This window comes from Verrucomicrobiia bacterium (assembly GCA_036405135.1).
Lineage (GTDB): Bacteria > Verrucomicrobiota > Verrucomicrobiia > Limisphaerales > JAEYXS01 > JAEYXS01.
In genome coordinates this window covers 77,820-97,127 of record DASWYF010000036.1, presented here as the reverse complement: position 1 = coordinate 97,127, position 19,308 = coordinate 77,820, and the positions used below count along the sequence as shown (strand labels likewise).

Annotated in this window: 14 protein-coding genes; 10 read left to right on the top strand and 4 right to left on the bottom strand. The window is 55.2% G+C overall.

All coding sequences use genetic code 11. The features are described 5' to 3' along the window. Positions 1 to 90: 90 nt before the first annotated feature. From VGH19_17765 to VGH19_17725, 9 genes are all read left to right on the top strand, one after another. A complete protein-coding gene (locus tag VGH19_17765; protein HEY1173221.1) occupies positions 91 to 3,873 on the top strand; it encodes a PSD1 and planctomycete cytochrome C domain-containing protein in 3,783 nt (1,260 codons plus the stop codon). Positions 3,874 to 4,171: 298 nt separating this feature from the next. Next, positions 4,172 to 4,711: a hypothetical protein gene (locus tag VGH19_17760; protein ID HEY1173220.1), complete on the top strand. Its 540-nt coding sequence runs from the start codon at positions 4,172 to 4,174 to the stop codon at positions 4,709 to 4,711. A gap of 189 nt (positions 4,712 to 4,900) precedes the next feature. Further along, the gene (locus tag VGH19_17755) at positions 4,901 to 6,337 is read left to right on the top strand and encodes a DUF1501 domain-containing protein (protein ID HEY1173219.1); all 1,437 of its coding nucleotides are present in this window, start codon (positions 4,901 to 4,903) and stop codon (positions 6,335 to 6,337) included. Between the two features lie 159 nt (positions 6,338 to 6,496). Continuing rightward, positions 6,497 to 7,264, top strand: a complete 768-nt coding sequence (locus VGH19_17750) for a 3-oxoacyl-ACP reductase family protein (GenBank protein ID HEY1173218.1) — start codon at positions 6,497 to 6,499, stop codon at positions 7,262 to 7,264. A 117-nt stretch (positions 7,265 to 7,381) separates the two neighbouring features. Then, positions 7,382 to 8,449: a sugar-binding protein gene (locus VGH19_17745; GenBank protein ID HEY1173217.1), complete on the top strand. Its 1,068-nt coding sequence runs from the start codon at positions 7,382 to 7,384 to the stop codon at positions 8,447 to 8,449. A gap of 30 nt (positions 8,450 to 8,479) precedes the next feature. Next, entirely contained in the window at positions 8,480 to 8,947 is a 468-nt protein-coding gene (locus tag VGH19_17740; GenBank protein ID HEY1173216.1) for a macro domain-containing protein, read from the top strand. A 150-nt stretch (positions 8,948 to 9,097) separates the two neighbouring features. Further along, a complete protein-coding gene (locus tag VGH19_17735; GenBank protein HEY1173215.1) occupies positions 9,098 to 11,563 on the top strand; it encodes a DUF1549 and DUF1553 domain-containing protein in 2,466 nt (821 codons plus the stop codon). A 1-nt stretch (position 11,564) separates the two neighbouring features. Further along, the gene (locus VGH19_17730; protein ID HEY1173214.1) at positions 11,565 to 13,004 is read left to right on the top strand and encodes a DUF1501 domain-containing protein; all 1,440 of its coding nucleotides are present in this window, start codon (positions 11,565 to 11,567) and stop codon (positions 13,002 to 13,004) included. Then, positions 13,001 to 14,500 (top strand): hypothetical protein, encoded by a 1,500-nt coding sequence (locus tag VGH19_17725; GenBank protein HEY1173213.1) that lies wholly within the window; start codon positions 13,001 to 13,003, stop codon positions 14,498 to 14,500. Before VGH19_17730 ends, VGH19_17725 begins: the two co-directional genes overlap by 4 nt. Positions 14,501 to 14,506: 6 nt before the next feature. Here the strand turns inward: VGH19_17725 and VGH19_17720 are convergent, their stop codons facing one another. From VGH19_17720 to queA, 4 genes are all read right to left on the bottom strand, one after another. After that, entirely contained in the window at positions 14,507 to 15,430 is a 924-nt protein-coding gene (locus VGH19_17720) for an endonuclease/exonuclease/phosphatase family protein (protein ID HEY1173212.1), read from the bottom strand. A gap of 32 nt (positions 15,431 to 15,462) precedes the next feature. After that, positions 15,463 to 16,506 carry a serine/threonine-protein kinase gene (locus VGH19_17715; protein HEY1173211.1) on the bottom strand — a complete coding sequence of 348 codons (1,044 nt, stop codon included), beginning with the start codon at positions 16,504 to 16,506 and terminating at the stop codon, positions 15,463 to 15,465. Positions 16,507 to 16,537: 31 nt separating this feature from the next. Next, entirely contained in the window at positions 16,538 to 17,242 is a 705-nt protein-coding gene (locus tag VGH19_17710) for a dihydrofolate reductase family protein (protein ID HEY1173210.1), read from the bottom strand. Between the two features lie 97 nt (positions 17,243 to 17,339). After that, positions 17,340 to 18,416 carry a tRNA preQ1(34) S-adenosylmethionine ribosyltransferase-isomerase QueA gene (gene queA / locus VGH19_17705; protein ID HEY1173209.1) on the bottom strand — a complete coding sequence of 359 codons (1,077 nt, stop codon included), beginning with the start codon at positions 18,414 to 18,416 and terminating at the stop codon, positions 17,340 to 17,342. A gap of 416 nt (positions 18,417 to 18,832) precedes the next feature. Between queA and VGH19_17700 the strand changes: the two genes are divergently transcribed. Further along, positions 18,833 to 19,297, top strand: a complete 465-nt coding sequence (locus VGH19_17700) for a hypothetical protein (protein ID HEY1173208.1) — start codon at positions 18,833 to 18,835, stop codon at positions 19,295 to 19,297. Positions 19,298 to 19,308: the final 11 nt, after the last annotated feature.

Genomic DNA, 19,308 nt, shown 5'->3' with positions numbered 1-19,308 from the left:
GATGTCCACGGCTACTGGAAAAGAATGATAGAAAACGGAGTGTGGCCTTGATTGCTGTAAAGCAGAGGTTTTAAGATTTGTGAAAGCCCGATGAGAGTTTGGACGAAATTCGTGATGTGTCTTTCCATTGCAGGATGGAGTGCGGGGCTTTCGTTATCGGCGGCGGAGTTCACGGCGGAGCAGTTGGATTTCTTTGAGAAAAAGGTGCGTCCGGTGCTGGTAGAAAGTTGTTTTGAATGTCACAGCGTTTCGGCAGCCAAGGTGAAAGGCGGATTGTATCTGGATTCGCGCGAGGCGGTTTTAAACGGTGGGGATGCGGGAAAGGTGGTGGTGCCGGAGAGTCCGGAGAAGAGTTTGCTGATCAAGGCGGTGGAATACTCGGACCCCGAACTGCAGATGCCGCCGAAGACGCGGCTGACTTCGGCGCAAGTGGAGGACCTGAAGCAGTGGGTGCGGCTCGGTTTGCCATGGCCGCAGGAGGCAGCTCCGAAAGCGGCGGGTAAGGTGGAGGTGTTCGACTTGGAGGCGCGGAAGCAAGCGCATTGGGCGTGGCAAGCGATCAAGAAGCCGACGTTGCCGACGGTGAAGGATGCGCAGTGGGGACAGTTGCCGATTGATCGATTGATTCTCGCGAAGTTGGAGGCAGAGGGGTTGAAGCCGGCACCGGCGGCGGAGAAACGCACATTGGTGCGGCGGTTGTATTTTGATCTGCTGGGATTGCCGCCTACGCCGGAACAAGTGGAGGCGTTTGTGGCGCATAAATCACCGAAGGCGGTGGAGAAGTTGGTGGATGAGTTACTGGCATCACCGCACTTCGGGGAGCGCTGGGGGCGGCACTGGTTGGACATGATGCGTTATGCGGAGACGATGGGGCATGAGTTCGATTATCCCATCCACAATGCGTGGCGGTATCGGGATTATGTGATCCGGGCGTTCAATGCGGATGTGCCGTACAACCAGTTCGTGAAGGAGCATCTGGCGGGTGATCTGCTGAAGCAGCCGCGCATCAATCCGGCGGATGGGTTCAATGAATCGGTCATCGGCACGACGGCGTTCTGGCTCTCGCAACAAGTGCATTCGCCGGTAGATGTGCGGCTGCATCAGGCGGAGCTGATCGACAACCAGATCGATGTGATCAGCAAGACGTTCCTCGGCATGACGGTGTCGTGTGCGCGGTGTCATGATCACAAGTTCGATGCGATCTCAGATGAGGATTATTACTCGCTGTACGGCATCATCGAGAGTTCGCGGTATCGGCTGGCGGAAGTGGAGCCATTGACGACGACGCTGGAGCAGGCGAAACGGTTGCAGGGCATCAAGCAGCAGATCAAAGCACGGCTGAAAGAGACGACGGTGACGGCGGATTGGAAGGTGAAGGAGTATTTATTGGCTGTGAATGAAGTGCTGAGCGGGAAAGTTCCGGCAGATGTTAAGGCGAAGGAGTCAGGTGATGTAGTGTTGGCTGATTTTGAGTGGAGCGGTTTTGGGAAATGGGTCGTGATTGGGGATGCGTTTGGTGAAGGGCCGGTGGCGCAAAAGGAAATCGGTACGTATCAGGGTGATGTGGGTGCGGTGGGCAAGGGGTTCATCAATTCACACAATGCGCGGCGGGAGGGGAAGGTGATCCAGAGTGATAGTTTCACGGGCAAACTGACAGGGCCGGAGTTCACGATCACACGTAATCATATCCACTTTCTCGTCGGAGGTGGGGCGCATGCGGGCAAGACGTGTGTGAATCTGATCTTGGAGGGCAAGGTGGTGCGCAGTGTGACGGGCAAAGAAAGTAATCGCATGAGCGCAGCGAAATTTGAGGTGAGTGAATTTCAAGGGAAGACGGCGCGGATCGAAGTAGTGGATGATGTGAAGGGGAGTTGGGGAAACATCGGGCTGGATCATGTGGTGATGTCAGATCGCACGGAATTTTTTGGAGCGGACAATCAGCCGTTGTTGCAAGCGGATTTGGTGGGAGTGGTGGCGAAGGCGCGGGGATTGGATGCGAAGGTTTTGAAGCGGTGGATCGCGGTGCAAACGGGTAAGGAGAAAGTTCAGTTGCCTGGTGACCACAGCAGTTTGTTGCAGGTAGATAAAGCGCTTTGGATTATTCCTCCGGTTGATGTCCAGTTCGCATTCGCGCGAAACCAAGTGCCGACAGGCTGGTCGGCCAATGGGGCTGCGTTTGAGATCAGGGCGACTGCTCAGGATAATTTCCGAGTGGGGACGGTGGAGCAACCGGTGAAGTATGTGGAGGATCGCGGTGTCTTGGCGAGTGGGCAGGTGTCGCCACGGCTGGAGGGGACATTGCAATCGCCTGCGTTCACGATTGAGAAGGATTTCATTCATTTGCTAATTGCGGGAACGGGTAGTCGGGTGAGTTTGGTGGTGGATGGGTTCACGCTGATCCGTAATCCGATCTATGGGAATCTGCGGCAGACGCTGAATAGTGAAGCGCCGAAGTGGTATCGCATGGATGTGCGGATGTGGAAGGGGCATCGAGCGTTTTTGGAATTTGTGGACCGGTCACCGGCTGATTCGGCGGCGGGTGGCGGGCAGGTGAATGATTGGTTTGCGGTGGAGCAAGTCTTCTTCAGCAATAGCGCGGATGCGCCTGTGCCGATGCCGCAAGTGAAGGGGACGGAAGAGAATGGTATGGAAACGGTAGCAAAGGAAATCAATGACTTGGTGATGCACTGGTTGGAAGGGAGGACCACTTTTCTGAAAGGGCAGCGGAGAATCAACCAATTGCTCAGCAATCAACTGATCACCTTGGGCAAGCGGGATGATGCGGAGTTGAAAGGATTGCTGGAGGAGTATGCGAAGGTGGAGGCGGGGATTCGGGAGCTGGTGACGGTGCCAGCTTTGACGGAGGGGACGCCGTATGATGAGAAGGTATTTTTGCGCGGGAGTCCAAGGCGTTTGGGTGAGGTGGTGAAGCGACGTAACTTGGAGGCCTTGGGCGGTGAGGTGAGCGCGATTTATGAAGAAGGTAGCGGGCGGATGCAACTGGCGGAGGACTGGACTTCGCAGGGGAATCCGCTGCTGGCGCGGGTGTTGGTGAACAAGGTGTGGCATCATCTGATGGGGCGGGGAATCGTGCCGACGGTGGATAACTTCGGGGTGCTGGGACAGGTGCCGTCGCATCCGGAATTGCTGGACTGGCTGGCTGAGGATTTTCGCACGACTGGTGATTGGTCGGTGAAGCGATTGATCAAACAGGTCGTTCTTTCGCGGACGTATCAGATGGCGAGCCAACCGAATGATGCAGCGGCGGAGGCGAAAGATCCGAACAACGAGTGGTGGCATCGCATGAACGTGAAGCGGTTGGAGGGCGAGGCGATCCGGGATGCGGTGCTGGCGGTGTCGGGCAGTCTGGATAGGAAAATGTTCGGGCCATCGGTGGCGATCCATTTGACGGAGTTCATGGATGGGCGAGGGCGGCCAGGCAAGAGCGGGCCGTTGGATGGGGATGGGCGGCGGAGCATCTACACTGAGGTGAGGCGGAATTTTCTGTCACCAATGATGCTGGCGTTTGATGCGCCGAATGCGGCGACGACGGTGGGGCGCAGAACGGTCTCCAATGTACCGGCGCAGGCGCTCATCTTGATGAATGATCCGTTCGTGGTGCAGCAGGCGAAGGTGTGGGCGGAGCGGTTGTTGAAGGAAGAGATGTCAGCGGAAGCGCGCGTGGAGAAGATTTATCGGAGGGCTTTTGGGCGCGGGGCCACGGTTGAGGAATTGAAGAGAGCGATGGAGTTTTTACGGGTGCAGGCGGGTGAGTATGGGGTGAGCGGGGAGGCGGGATTGAAGGATGTGCGGGTGTGGGCGGATCTGTGTCATGTGGTGTTTAATGTGAAGGAGTTTGTGTTTAATAATTGAGAAAATGACCAATGACGAAGGAACCGGTTGCACCGGAGGCCACAATGACAAATGATCAAATAGGTAGCCACGGATGGAACACGGATCACACGGATGGAAGAGTTTGAGATTTTGTCTCCAAGTAGCGCAGATAGCGCATATAGGGCTAACGGGGTGAGAGGAAAGATGGTTGGATGAGGGTGTGAAAGGTGAATTTTGTTTAGTTGTACGTGATATAGCGAGAATAAGGATAACGCGGGAAACTTTAACCTGAGATGGTGAGGCTATGAATAGTGGTGAAAGAAAGACTTGGAAGAGTGTGAGCATGGTGCTCGCGGTTCTGTGTCTGTTGCTTTCAACAGATTCGGCTCAGGCCAAGGTGGCCAATGTTTCGTTGGAACAGTTGGTGCGGGATAGCGGGTTTATCGGAATGGTGAAGGTGCAGAGTCTTTCGACGAATGAGAGTGGCAAGGTGGTGGCCGTCGGGAAGATTCTGGCGACTTGGAAAGGGGATGAGACCAAGACGGTGAGGTTTCAGGCGAACAAGGAATTTGGTGATTGTGATCTGACGACGGGCCTGGAAGGGGAGACGATCATTTTGTTCAGCAAGGAGACGGCGTTCGCGGAGGTGATGACGATCAGTTATGCAGGGCGGGGACGGTTGCCGGTGCAGAGTCATCAGGGGATGTGGTATGCGGGTTTGCCGGTGGGATTGGATCTGCCGGAGGCGATGGGGAAGGCGACAGTCAAGGCTGAGAAGGGGACGGGTAATCTGGTGAAGGTGAGTGAATTGAAGACTGAGGTGATGAGTATGCGGGGGCGTATTCCGGTGCCGAGGAAGGAGATGCAGGGGAAGTGATGGCGTGAGAGCGATAGGCGTGCTCACTCCTCACCCTCCGTCCCTCTCCTCGTTGAGAGGAGAGGGAAGTTGAGCGGTAGTCGTAATAAAGGGCTGATGCAATTAGCAAGTGCAGATGCTTCGGCGGCGGCCGGCTGAGGACAGCCAGCCCTACCAACGAAGCGAGAACGAGAACGACGACGATTTTGTATGCATTGTGGAAGATACATGGCGGGGGCGATGACGCGGCGCACGATGTTGGCGCGTTGTGCGAATGGCTTTGGGGCGGTGGCGCTTACGGCGTTGCTGGGGGACAAGGCCTTCGGGGTGGTGTCGTCACCGGATGCGGGCAAGGCGGGTGGTGGGGTGTTGGCGCCGCATTTCAAGGCGCGGGCGAAGAATGTGATTTTTCTCTACATGGATGGCGGGCCATCGCAGGTGGATACGTTTGATCCGAAGCCGCGGTTGCAGGCGGAGAGCGGGCAGCCATTCAAGATGAAGATGGAGCCCACGCAGTTCAACGACAACGGGAACACGCTGGGGAGTCTGTGGGAATTCAAACAGCACGGGCGCAGCGGGTTGCCGGTGAGTGCGCTGTTTCCGCATGTGGCGCGGCACATGGATGATATCTGTGTGATCCGATCGATGACGTCGGAGTTTTCCGAGCATACGAATGCGAATTATTTTTTGCACACGGGGTTGGGACTCGCGGGACGGCCGAGCATGGGGGCGTGGGTGAATTATGGTCTCGGGACAGAGAATCAGAATCTGCCGGGGTTTGTGGTGTTGAATGGCGGGCTGATTCCGCCGGGTGGGTTGGATAATTTTGCGAACGGCTTTTTACCGGCGACGTATCAGGGCTCGATCTTTCGCGCGGCGGACAAGCCGGTGGCGAATATTCTGCCGACGGAAGCCACGCCGAAATTGCAGGAGAACAAGCTGGCGTTGCTGAAGCAACTGGACGGCGGCGTGGTGGAGCGGATGGGGAAGCTGGACCCCATCGAGTCCGCGATCGCGAATTACGAACTGGCGTTTCGGATGCAATCAGCAGTGCCGGAGTTGATGGAGTTGCAGCGCGAGAGTGAGACGCTGAAAAAACTTTATGGGTTTGATCATCCATTTGAGCAGACGCGGATCTTTGCGCGGCAATGTTTGACGGCGCGGCGATTGATCGAGCGCGGGGTGCGGTTCATCGAGCTGACGTGTCCGAAGGTGGCGGGAGATCGGTGGGATCAGCACGGGAACTTGAAGGATGGGCATGAGAATAATTCGCGCGCGGTGGATCAGCCGATCGGCGCGCTCTTACATGATTTGAAATCACGCGGGTTGCTGGAGGAGACGCTGGTGATTTGGGCGGGTGAGTTTGGGCGGACGCCGTTCGCGCAGGGGACGAATGGGCGGGATCATAATCCGTTTGGGTTCACGGTGTGGATGGCGGGCGGTGGAGTGAAGGGCGGGATGAGCTACGGTGCGACGGATGAATACGGCTACAAAGCGGTGGAGAATAAACTGGAGATGTATGATCTGCACGCGACGATGCTGCATCTGCTGGGGCTGGATCATACGCGAGTGACGTATCGGTTCGGGGGCAGGGATATGCGGCTGACGGATGTGCATGGGCATGTGGTGAAGGAGATACTGGCGTAAATGACCAGTGACGAAATCCGAATGACGAAGGAGCCGGTTGCACCGGCGGGCTAATGAAAGGAAACATCGAACATCGAACATCGAGAGAGAGGTTAGCGCGGACTGACGTCCGCGGTTACGGGATGAGGGGTTCGAGGACGATTACGAAGATTTTTTAATATGAATGCGAATAAAGGATTTGATCTGACGGGGCGGGTGGCTTTGGTGACGGGGAGTACTACTGGGCTGGGGAAGGCTATGGCGATTGCTCTGGGGCAGGCGGGGGCGAGGGTGGCTTTGAATTATGCGAATAATCAGGCGCGGGCGGAGCAGGCGTTCGTGGAGTTCAGGGCGGCGGGTGGCGAGGGGGCTTTGTTTCGGGGGAGTGTGGTGGATGAGGGGGAGGTGAAGCGGTTGGTCGATGAGGTGGCGAAGACGTTGGGGGCGATCGATATTTTGGTTTTCAATGCGACGCCGGCGCAGCCGCAGAAATCGATCGAGGAGTATGATTGGGCGTTTTATCAGTCGATGCTGGATTTCTTTATCAAGAGTCCGTTTCTGCTGACGCGGGCGTGTTTGCCGCATTTGAAGGAGCAGAAGTGGGGGCGCATCATCAATATCGGTTCGGAAGTGGTGGCGCGGGGGGTGCCGAATTTCAGTGCGTATGTGGCGGCGAAGGGTGGGCAGAACGGGTGGACGCGGAGCATGTCGGGTGAACTCGCGCCGCATGGGATCACGGTGAACATGATCGCGCCGGGGTGGATTCCAGTGGAGCGGCATGAGAATGATCCGCAGGAATTGAAGGATGGTTATCGCGCACTGATCCCGGCGAATCGCTGGGGTGTGCCGCAGGATGTGGCGGGAGCGGTGGTGTTCTTGGCGAGTGATGCGGCATCGTTCATCACGGGGCAGAATCTGCATGTGAATGGGGGGATGACGGTGGCGTGAGCCGAAGCTCGGCCTGCCTATAAAGGAAAAGAGAAATTGTGGACCTTGCTTGCAAAATTGAAGATCTGAAGAGTTTCTTAGTCGCCAAATGGAGATGAAATGATTATGGAGTTGCGTATGAATTCACCGAAGTTTTTCGCGAACGCTTTGGCGTTGGCTTGTGTATTGGTCTTGAGCGCTTGCAAGCCGAGTCAACCGGCACCGCAGCAGGGCGCTTCTCCAAGTGCGAGTGGTGGTTCAGCGGCTCCGGCGGCTGCGGGAAAGAAGCATAAGATCGCGTTTGTGAGCAATGGGGTGGCGTCGTTCTGGACGATTTGCGAGGCGGGGGTGAAGGCGGCGGGGAAAGACTTGGGCGTGGACAGTTCCATGTATATGCCGGCGGAGGGCATCGGGGATCAGAAACGGATCATTGAAGATTTGCTGACGCGAGGCATTGATGGCATTTCGATCAGCCCGATCGATGCGGATAACCAGACGGAGATGATCAGCAAGGCGGCGGAGCATACGAAGGTCATCACGGCGGACTCGGATGCGCCGAAGGCGAATCGTCTGCTGTATCTGGGCATGGATAATTACAAGGCGGGTCGCTTGTGCGGTGCGCTGGTGAAAGAGGCGTTGCCGAAGGGTGGCAAGATCATGATCTACATCGGGCGCATGGAGCAGGACAACGCGAAGCGTCGTCGGCAAGGGATGATCGATGAGGTGCTGGGGCGCCCAGAGAATCCGAACAATTTCGATGCGCCGGACAAGGTGCTGACGGGAAATGGTTTCACGATTCTCGGCACGTTGACGGACCAGTTTGATCGCGCGAAGGGGAAGGCGAATGTGGAGGATACGTTGGCGCGTTATCCTGAGATCGACGGTATGGTGGGACTGTTCGCATACAATCCGCCTCTGATGCTGGAGGCGTTGGATCGTGCGGGTAAATTGGGCAAGGTGAAGGTGATCGCGTTTGATGAAGCGGATGAAACGCTGGCGGGTATCCAGAAGGGTTACGTGCACGGGACGGTGGTGCAGAATCCGTATATGTATGGCTACAAATCGGTGGAGGTGTTGAAGGATATCCTGAACGGCAAGACTGAGGTGATTCCGGCGAACAAGTTCATCGACATTCCGGCGCGGCAGATCCGGAAGGATAACGTGGATGAGTTTTGGGCGGATCTGAAGAAGAAGACGGGGATGTAAGGCATTAGCTGCTGACCTGACCAAGAAGTTATGAAAGTGCAGGTCATAGATGGCGATTTGCTCGACCAGTCAGTCGAGGTAATCGTCAATGCGTGGAATCGGAATATCATCCCGTGGTGGTTGCTCCTGCCGCAGGGTGTTTCGGGGGCGATCAAGAAGCGGGGCGGTTATGCGCCGTTCAAAGAGTTGGGGAAGATGGGGGCGATACCGGCGGGTGGAGCGGTGGTGACGGGGCCGGGGCGGTTGCCGTTCAAGGCGATCATCCATGTGGCGGGGATCAATATGCTGTGGCGGTCCTCGGATCAGATCATCCGGGACTGCGTGGTGAATGCGATGAAGATCGCGAAGGAGAAGGGATACAAATCGGTGGCGTTTCCATTGATTGGCGCAGGGACGGGTGGGTTTGATCAAGAGGCGGCGTTGCGGATCATGCAGGAGAGTTTGAGTATGTGTGAGTTTGAGGGGGAAGTGAGGATTGTGAAATTTAAGAAGGTATGAACTGATTGTGGTTAAATCGGGTGCCCCTCACCCCGGCCCTCTCCCCTCCTAGGGGCGAGGGTGATGGAGCCGTAAGTGTTGTTTATAGCTGATGGTTATTCGGTGTTGTGAATGAATTTTTCGATGCAGTTTGAAGTCTAAGTAATTCGCATGGAGAGAAAGCGCATCATAGCCGGTCTGGTCGCGGGGAGTATGCTCGCGATGGGCGGGCTTTTCGCTGCCGAGATCAAGCCGCTGGGCAAGGGGAAGTCCATTGATATGGAGCAGGGGCGGAAGCATTGGTCGTATCAGCCAGTGCAGAATCCGGCACCCGCTTCGGTAAAGAACAAGCGGTGGTTGCAGACGGAGTTGGACAGTTTCATTTTGGCGAAGTTGGAAAAGGAAGGGTTGAAGCCAAGTCTGCCAGCGGAGAAGCGGGTGCTGATTCGGCGGGCATATTTTGATCTCGTCGGATTGCCGCCGACGTATGAGGAAGTGGAAGCGTTCGTGGCGGATAAGTCACCGAAGGCATTTGAGCAGTTGGTGGATAAGTTGCTGTCGCGGCCGGAGTATGGACAGCGCTGGGGGCGGCATTGGCTGGATGTGGCGCGATATGCGGACACGATCGAGCAATCGGTGGATGGTGAGCGGCGCATTCCCTTTGCGCATACGTATCGGGATTATGTCATCGATGCGTTCAATGCGGACAAGCCGTTCGATCAATTCATCCGCGAACAGATCGCGGCGGATCGGTTGCCGGAAAAGAACAAGGCGGACTTGCGCGCGTTGGGTTTTTTGACGGTGGGCCGGCAATTTCGCTCCAATGAGGATGGGCCGAATCTGGTGATTGATGATCGCATTGATACGATCACGCGCGGATTTCTGGGGCTGACGGTTTCGTGTGCGCGGTGTCACGATCACAAGTTCGATCCCGTGCCGACGGCGGATTATTACTCGCTCTACGGTATTCTCGGCAGTGTGCAGGAACCGATGGATCTGCCGGAGCTGAAGCGCACGGGGGATGCGGCGGCACTGGAGAAATACGAGAAAGAACGGACGCGTATTCTGAAAGAATACGATGCGCATGTAGATACATGCATGGCTCGAGCTAATCAGCATTTCCGCGATTTGGCCTCAGAATATTTGCAGTATCAGGTGCGCATTTCTCCCAATCATCGGACTACTGAAGGCTATGTACCGATGGATACGCCCAAGGGATTGATGCATTACCAGGCGTGGACGCGGTGGCAGGCTTTGTTAAGACAAACTGCAGAGAATAAAGAGCCGTTCTTCAAGTTATGGCATCAGTTGATGATATTGCCGCGAGAAGGTTTTGCTGAGAAAGCACAGGAAGTCTTGTCGGAAATGGGGAGGCATCCGCGGGATTATCACGTTTCGGTGGTGGCTGCTTTCCAAGGTCGCAAGCCGCAAACGATGCTGCAGGTGGCTGAGATGTATGGAGGCATCGTTCAAGCAGCGGTTAAAGCGGATACACCGGAGGCGCGTTATGTCACGAATATCATCTTTGGAGCGCAATCACCAGTGCCTCCCCGTGACCGACAGGAGATGATCAAGGATATCCACCGGTTTCTTACGGAGAAAGAACTGGTGAACCGGGGCGATGGCGAGCGCGGCGATGGCTTGCGCACGCAATTAGCGGTGCTGGAAGCGACGGCGCCTGTCGAACGCCCCATGGCGGTGAAGGCGACGATGCAGCCGTTGGATCCGCACATCCTCATACGGGGTGAGATGAAGAATGTAGGCACGCAGGTGCCGCGGCGTTTCCTCCAAGTGCTGGCGAAGGTGGATGGGCGCACATATGCGGATGACGGGCGGCTGCAACTAGCGGAAGCGATCGCGAGCAAAGAGAATCCGCTGGTAGCACGGGTGATCGTGAATCGCGTGTGGCAACAGCACTTCGGGCAGGGGTTGGTGCCGACGACGGATGACTTTGGCGTGATGGGACAGGAGCCATCGCATCCGCAGTTGCTGGATCACCTGGCGTCGTGGTTCATGGAGCATGGGTGGTCGGTGAAGGCGTTGCATCGCTACATCCTGAGTTCGGCGACGTGGCAGCAGAGCAGCGCCGGCAATGAGCGGGCGTTACTGAAAGATCCAGGTAACAAATTGCTCTGGCGCATGTCACCGAGACGATTGGAGTTCGAGCCGTTGCGGGATTCGCTCCTGCAAGTGGCGGGCAAGCTGGACACGAGCATAGGTGGACGTGGTGCGGCATTGGATGAAAAGAATGTGCGGCGTGCAGTCTATGGACACACGGACCGATTCCGCATTCCGGCATTGTTGCGTAATTTCGATGTGGCGAATCCGGATACATCCATCGCACGGCGGAGTGAGACGACGGTGCCGTTGCAGGCGCTCTACCTGATGAATAGCGGGTTTGCGAGGCAACAGGCGGAAGCGGTGTTGAAACGACCGGAGATGGTGAAAGCTGCCAGTGCGGAGGAGAAAGTGAAGACGGCATTTCGTCTGGTGTATTCACGTCAGCCGACTCGCGAGGAACTGAAACTGGCACAAGAGTATGCGGGGCCGATCGCGACGGATGAGGCGGGCAACAAGCGCTGGGTTAATCTGGTGCAGGGCCTGTTGATCGCGAACGAATTTGTTTTTGTGGATTGATATGAAGCCGAACCCATTATTGAAACCGGAGGCGTTCATGACGCGGCGCGAGATGTTGCGCCGGTGCGGTGCGGGTTTTGGCTTGGTGGGGTTGGCGGCGATGTGGGGGAGGGATTTGCTGGCGGGTGAAGTGGCGACTACGGCGCATCCGCTGGCGGTGAAGCCCTCGCATTTTCCGGCGAAGGCGAAGTATGTGATCCAGATCTTAGCGAATGGCGGGCCTTCGCAGATGGACACGTTCGATCCGAAGCCGATGCTGAACAAGTATCACGGGCAACGGCTACCGCTGCACTTTGCCACGGAACGACCGACGGGTGCGGCTTTGGGTTCGCCGTTCAAGTTCAAGCAGTATGGGCAGAGCGGTTTGGAGGTGAGCGAGATCTTTTCACCGCTAGCAGAGCAACATGCGGACAAGTTGTGCGTAATCCGCTCGATGCACACGGATGTGCCGATCCATGAGAGTTCATTGCGGTTGATGAATTGCGGCGCGAGCATCATGGCGCGGCCAAGTATCGGCGCATGGGTGACGTATGGATTGGGCACGGAGAATCAGAATCTGCCGGGCTTCGTGGTGCTAGTGCCGAAGGGGATGCCAGTTGCGGGCGCAGATAACTGGCAGTCATCGTTTTTGCCGGGAACGTATCAAGGGACTTACATCGAGACGCAGGACAAGGCACCGCAGGATCTCATCGAGAATCTCAAGAATCCGTTTCTTTCGGCAGACGAGCAAAGGGCGCAGTTGTCGTTCGTGGAGCAGTTGAATCGCAAGCATCAGAGTGTGCGGAATGAGGCGGCGCTGGAAGCGCGCATCCATTCGTTTGAGATGGCGTTCCGCATGCAGAATGCGGCGACGGATGCGTTCGATATCGGGCGTGAGCCGCAGCACATCCGCACGATGTATGGCGAGACGCCGCAGGCGAAGCAGATGCTGGTGGCGCGGCGATTGGTGGAGCGTGGCGTGCGTTTCGTGCAAGTGTGGCATGGCACGTTGCAGCCGTGGGACAGCCATAACAATATCGAGGGGGATCACCGGAAGCTGGCGAATGATTGTTGCCAAGGCATCACGGCGTTGCTGACGGATTTGGAGGCGCGCGGGTTACTGGATGAGACGCTGGTGATCTGGGGCGGAGAGTTTGGTCGCACACCGACTGTGGAGCTGACGCAGGATGCGGCGTTAAAGCCGACCGCTGGTCGCGATCATAATAATCATGGATTCACGATGTGGATGGCGGGTGGTGGTGCGAAGGGTGGAGTGATCCATGGTGCCACGGATGATTTCGGATTTGGTGCGGTGAAAGACAAGGTGCATGTGCATGACCTGCAGGCGACGGTGTTGCATCTGCTGGGGATGGATCATGAAAAACTGGTGTACCGACATTCGGGACGCGACTTCCGTTTGACGGATGTGCATGGGCATGTGGTGAAGGAGTTGCTGGCATGAGGCGTTTCATTGCAGGAATCATTCTCTGTTTCTTCTGTGCGCTACATAGTCATGCAGCTGAAATTCGGGCTGGGGTCGCCAAGGTCGACATCACGGATCGTGCTGCTGGTCCAGTCAATGACCCGCTCTATTCGAAGGCTTTGGTGGTAAAGAGCGAGAGCACGACTGTCGTGCTCATCACGATTGATGCGGTTGCCATCGGTGAAATCGGGCGTATAAAAAATGATTTCCTGCCGAAGGTTCGTGCCCGTCTGCAGCAAGAATTAGGTATTCCGCCCGCCAGTGTGGTGATCAATGCGAGCCATTGTCATGGAGTGGTGCGCACGGACATCGAACAATTGACGGTGGAAGCGGTGATGACAGCGATGAAGAACTTGGTGCCGGTAAAGATCGGTGCCGGAGTGGGAGAGGAAAAGCGCATCAGCGAGAACCGGCGGTTGAAGCTGAAGGATGGCAGCGTGGTGGATATGCGTCGCGCGTATTCCATGCCGCGAGATGAAGAGGTGGCCAGTGTGGGGCCGATTGATCCGCAGATCGGTCTTTTGCGAGTGGATCGAGAAGATGGGCATCCATTGGCGGTATTATACAATTTCGCATGTCATCCGATCATGCATCCGCCGAATGTGGGGAATACGGCGGACTATCCAGGTTTTGCATCGAAACTGATTGAGGAACAATTAGGTGGAGGTGCGGTGGCGTTCTTCGTGCAGGGTTGCGGAGGGGATATCAATCCCGTGCGTTACAAAGATATCCAACGCCAGCCCAATGCGGAATCTTTAGGCAATATGCTTGGATTGAGCGTGCTCGATGGTGTCAGGAAAATTGAAACGAAGCGTGATGGGGCGCTCAAAACAGTGAATATCAAAGTGCAGTTGCCTCGTGGGGCGGATTTGGAGCGGCGGATGGGGTTGATTCAGGCTGAACAAACGAAATTGCTGCAGGGCTTGAAACCGACGGACATCAATTTCAAAACTTTTCTGCCGCTTTACATCCAGCACAAGGTGTCGCCGGAATATCCTTCATATTATTCTCAAGGCTATCTGCATGAAAAAGCCCTCGGTCGTGATGATTTGCTGAAATTGGATGAGAGCAATCGCAAACAGCTCGCAGCGTATGAAGATAATATCCGGGTGATGGAACGCCTGACGCGGTTGAATGTGAATCTGGCACTGCTTAGGAAGCATCATGCAGAGAATCTGGCGGTGGGCTCGAAGACGGTCGAAGTAGAGATGTCAGCGCTGCGGATCGGTGATTTTCGACTGGTGACATTTCCTGGGGAACTGACGGTTGAAGTGGGGCTTGGCATCAAGCAAAAGGCGTCATCGCCGTTCACTTTTGTGGCGGGCTATTCCAATGGCTATATCTACTATCTGCCTACCGTGGAGCAACGCAGCAATCGTGGTTACGCACAGGAAGATTGCGATTGTATCGTGGCACCCGAATGGCAGGCGGTGTTTGAATCAAAAGCCTTGGAGTTGCTCAAGCAGATCGATTGAACACGGCTAACGGTCTTCATCTGTGACGGTGATGACCAAAGGTCGATGGTCGGAGGCGAGTCCCCAATTGGGCGAAGCGAGGACGTAACTTTCTTTCGCATTCCATTCACGCGCCATGCCGGGGCTGAGGAGGATGTAGTCGATACGGCTATAGCTGTCCTCAGCGCCGTAAAAATGTGTCCACGCGACATTGCGCGGGTCGTAGCTAGGTTTCTCTGGTGGGAGAGTGTCTCCATTGCGTTCTGCGGGGCGTGTATCAGTGAGTTTGACTCTGCCTCGTCCCATGAGGTTCTTGATGGGCTTTGAATCCTTCGTGTCGTTGAAGTCTCCCATGATGACCAGATTCGCATTGGGATTGGCCTTCAACCGTTCATCAATGACACCTCGCAATAGTTTGGCTTCCTCTTCGCGCATGTCAGATTCATCGGCCACGCTAACGGCGCGTTTGGCTTTCAGATGCGTGGTGAGAAGGGTGAATGTGTAGGTGTGGTTCACCTTGATATCCACTTCCGCGATGCCACGACTCATCTGCAAGCGGCGTCCGTTCAGCAGGTAATTTGCGTTCGTATGATGGCGTTTGGCGGTGAAGGGATACTTGCTTAGCACGGCCACAAATATATTTGTGTCGAAACCCTTCACGTGCTCCCAGTAAGGATAGTCTACACCATCAGCCTTCAGGGACGAGCGGAGTTCCAGCAAGGCCGACTCAAGCCCGATCTCCTGCACGGCGATGACATCTGCCTTCAATGCTTTGATCGATTCACGGACCTTGGCTTTGGATTCGACGGATTTCACATCGCGACCGGATGTGGAATGGTCGATGTAATTTTCCACATTGTAGGTGGCGAGGCGCAGATCGGCTGCTTGACTGCGATGAGCCAGAGCCAGGATTACGAAGTGGAGCGTGAACAGTAACCCGTAGCGTTTCATGGTTGAAATGGGGTGCGAGTATTTCATTTCAATCAGCGTGCAAGCAACCATACCACCAGCACGAGCAAGGCAACCGCTATGGCGGCGATACCGGTGATCAGGTGAGACATGATCTTTTCTGTACGCGCCATAGTAAAAAACGTAGTGCTGGGTGATTGTTCATCGGAAACCAGGCTGGCAGAGTTGCTCGTGCCCAGATCAAGCCATTGAGCAACGAGCTTGGTGCTGGCTGGTCTCATCGAGGGATCTTTCGCGAGACAGGCCATGATCAAGGCGCTGACGTCTGATGGGATATTATTAGTCAGTCCCTGATCCCACAGCGTTTCGTTCAATGGCTTTGGCTTGGTGCTGAACACTTGCGCATGGATATCGCCGGAATGAAAGGGGCGGCGGCCGGTTAGTAGTTCATACAGCGTGGCACCCAATGCATGGATGTCATCCGTGACATGCGGAGGATGGCCACTCAGTTGTTGTGGGCTCATGTAACCAGGTGTGCCGGTGATCGGCCCCGTGTGATTGTGCTGCTTGGGATCGCCTGCTGTTTTTGAGATGTCAAAGTCAGTCAGTTTCAACCGGCCTTGAGCATCGATCATGAGGTTGGACGGCTTGATATCTCGATGGATCACGCCTTGTTCATGCGCATAGGTGAGCGCATTGCACAATTGCTTCACCCAGTGTTTGATAGCTTCCCAAGTGTAGATGCCATGAGGCTGGTACCCGCTCAGATTGTGCAGATTGTCGCCATCAATGAATTCCATCGCGAGGAAAGAGGGTTCTACGGGCGACGTATGCAGATCATAGATGCGTACGATATTTGGGTGGGAGAATTTGCGGATCTTATCTGTTTCCCGCTGCATCATCTGAAATGTGGCTGCGTCATTCAGCAGCTCAGCGGGAAGAAATTTCAGGGCGACCTTTTCGCTTTGTCGGGAATCTTCCGCCAGCCACACTTTGCTGCTGCCACCTTTGGCCAGCATGTTGATAAGCTTGTAACGACCGTGGCCCACAAGCTGTCCCGGCTCCAGCGGTATTGGCTGGTTCCCTGTGGGTTGGGCTGGCGGTACGTCGGACTGCATCGAAGTGAAACTTGGATTTCTGCCCAGTTGATTACGAGGATTTTTTCCGGCGAAACACGGCGAATAGTTCGTCGCCTGCTTGATTCATCGACTTCAATTCGAACTGTCGCGCCTCTGCCAGTTTGGGCAAGCCGATACCTTCAGACAATGTAGGCGCTGTGCGGCCACCGAAGACGAAGGGGCAAATAGTGAGATTAATTTCATCCACCACATCCGCACGGAAGAGCAGGTCATTCACATCAGCTCCGCCTTCGCACAGGAAACGGTTCACTTCCCATTTTTGGTGCAGCCATTGCAGAGCCGCGACGATATCGAGCTCATTCGCGCCGAATTGGCCGATGTCATCCACGAGGGGGAAAAGTTTTTTGAGACGGCTCTTCGGGGCACTGTTGCTGGTTAGTAAAATGATGGGGGAGAAGCGGTGTTTAAAAATTTCAGCGTCAGGATTCAAACTCGCTGAGCCACTAACGATGACCCGGAGCGCATGATCGCCCATTCCGTTCTTCACGCGCTGCTTGCGATATTTTTCACCACCATTGCCGAGCGTGACAGGCAAGGTATCCACGGTGCGTGCGCCAGACATGATGGCATCCGCAGTGGAGCGCAGTTTGTAGAACTGGTCTGAATCTTTATCCGAGCCAAACGTGGTAATGGCGCGGTTCGCCGTCGCGATCTTGCCATCCGCCGTCATGGCGAGATTCAGATACACGAACGGGCGTTTTGATTTCGCGGGCATCGTTACGGGGAAATTTTAGCCACAGATTTGCACGGAAGAAACACAGATTTGAAAACAGCCATTTGTATGTCTTTCTTCAATTCGTGTCTTCTTGCTTTCAAACAATCAGCATCGCATCACCATAGCTGAAGAAACGGTATTTTTCACGCACGGCTTCATTGTAAGTCTCCAAGATCAGATCGCGCCCGCGCATTTCTCTCGGTGCTGCAAAGGCGCTCACCAGCATGAGCAGTGTGGATTGTGGCAGATGGAAATTGGTGACGAGCACATCCACCACGCGGAATGAATACGGCGGATAGATGAAGATGCGCGTGGTGCCGCACATCGCAATGAGCTTGCCGCCATTTTGTGCCGCGACAGATTCCAGCACACGCACAGTAGTTGTGCCGATGGCTACGACACGTCCACCATTCGCTTTTGTTTTCTCGATCGCACTTACTGTTTCGGCACTGATCTCGAAACGCTCTGTGTGCATGTTGTGTTCGGCGATCTTTTCCACTTTAAGCGGAGAGAAAGTGCCGAGCCCAACGTGCAGTGTGACGTAATGAACATTCACTCCGAGCGATCTTATTTTTTCCAAAAGCTCAGGTGTGAAATGAAGCCCTGCTGTCGGCGCTGCGACAGAGCCGCGCGCTTGTGCGTAAACGGTTTGATAGCGTTCAAGGTCTGCTGCGCTCGAAGCACCCGCTTCACGTGCGATATATGGCGGCAGCGGAATTTCCCCGAGTGAATCGATCACATCGAAGACATTGCCAGTACAGGTGAAACGCAAGAGGCAGTGGCCTTCTTCATTTTTTCCCAGCACTTCGGCGCTCAGTGGAGCAGGGGAACCATCGTGCTGTGTGAAATCAATCTGGGTGCCAGGACGCACGCGTTTGCCGGGACGCAACATCACCCACCAGTCATTTATTGCTGTCTCATCGACCAGCAATATCTCGATTTGTCCACCGCTGCCGCGTTTCACTCCGCGCAACCGGGCGGGTATGACGCGTGAGTTATTTAGCACCAAGGTATCGCCGGGACGGAGGTATTCGAGCAAATCGGGAAACTGGCGATGGGTTCTTTGACCGGTGGCGCGATCCAAAACGAGCAAACGCGATTGATCGCGTTGCGGGGCTGGTTGTTGGGCAATCAGCTCCGGCGGCAACTCGTAATCAAAGTCCAAAGTGCGCAAATTTGTCTCAGGCACGGCGCAATGAAGCAGGAATATAGGGGTGGGGAAAAGAGAATCTTTGGGGAGCAAAGTGGGGCGAAACGTATCCTAAAAACGACATTTAGGACTTCAGTGGGGCGTGAGTGATGGGTTTTCGACTTCGAAAAAATACGGCTCTATTTGTTGCGTTATCGGTAACTTGAATCCTAATTTGGGCTAAATCTTCTTTATCTGTGACTTAATTTTAAAAATTTTCAGCCCCGTATCTTTCTGAAAGCGCAGTTATTTGGCCTACTCTCACGATAAAGCTGATTGTGAATAACTGGTGAGCAAAATTAGGGTGAGTTAAAAGTTGACTAAAGTGGGGGAAAGTGGGATATAGTGGGGCGCAGTGGGAACGCGATGGATGATGGGCCCAGACTTCGTGTTCTAGTTCAATGTCATCAACCGAAACCATAGCGCCGATCTATTACAGTTCGACCTTTCGTCATGGGGTGGATGAAAAGCGTCGCGTTCAGGTCCCGGCGAAGTGGCGTCCTCATCAGCCGGATGTGGAGTTGACCTTGATCTTGTGGCCCAGTGCTGGGATGGCGGATGCGTGTTTGTTGGTCCTGCCCCCGGAAGAGATGGCGCAGTTGGTGGTGAAGTTGAAGGCTATGCCGTTCGCGGATCCTAAAGCGGAGTCGTTGCGGCGGTTGCTCGGTCGAAAGTCGGCCTCGGCTACGTTAGATAAGTCCGGTCGTATCTGTGTGCCGGAAGACATGGCGAAGGCGACGGGGATTGTGAAGGAAGCGATTTTTGTCGGGTTGGTGGACCGGTTCGAGATCTGGAATCCGGACCGTTGGGAGCAGGCATCCAAGGTGGACGATGCGCTCCAGTCGGAAGCGTTCAAGCTTATCTAAAGGAACTGAAC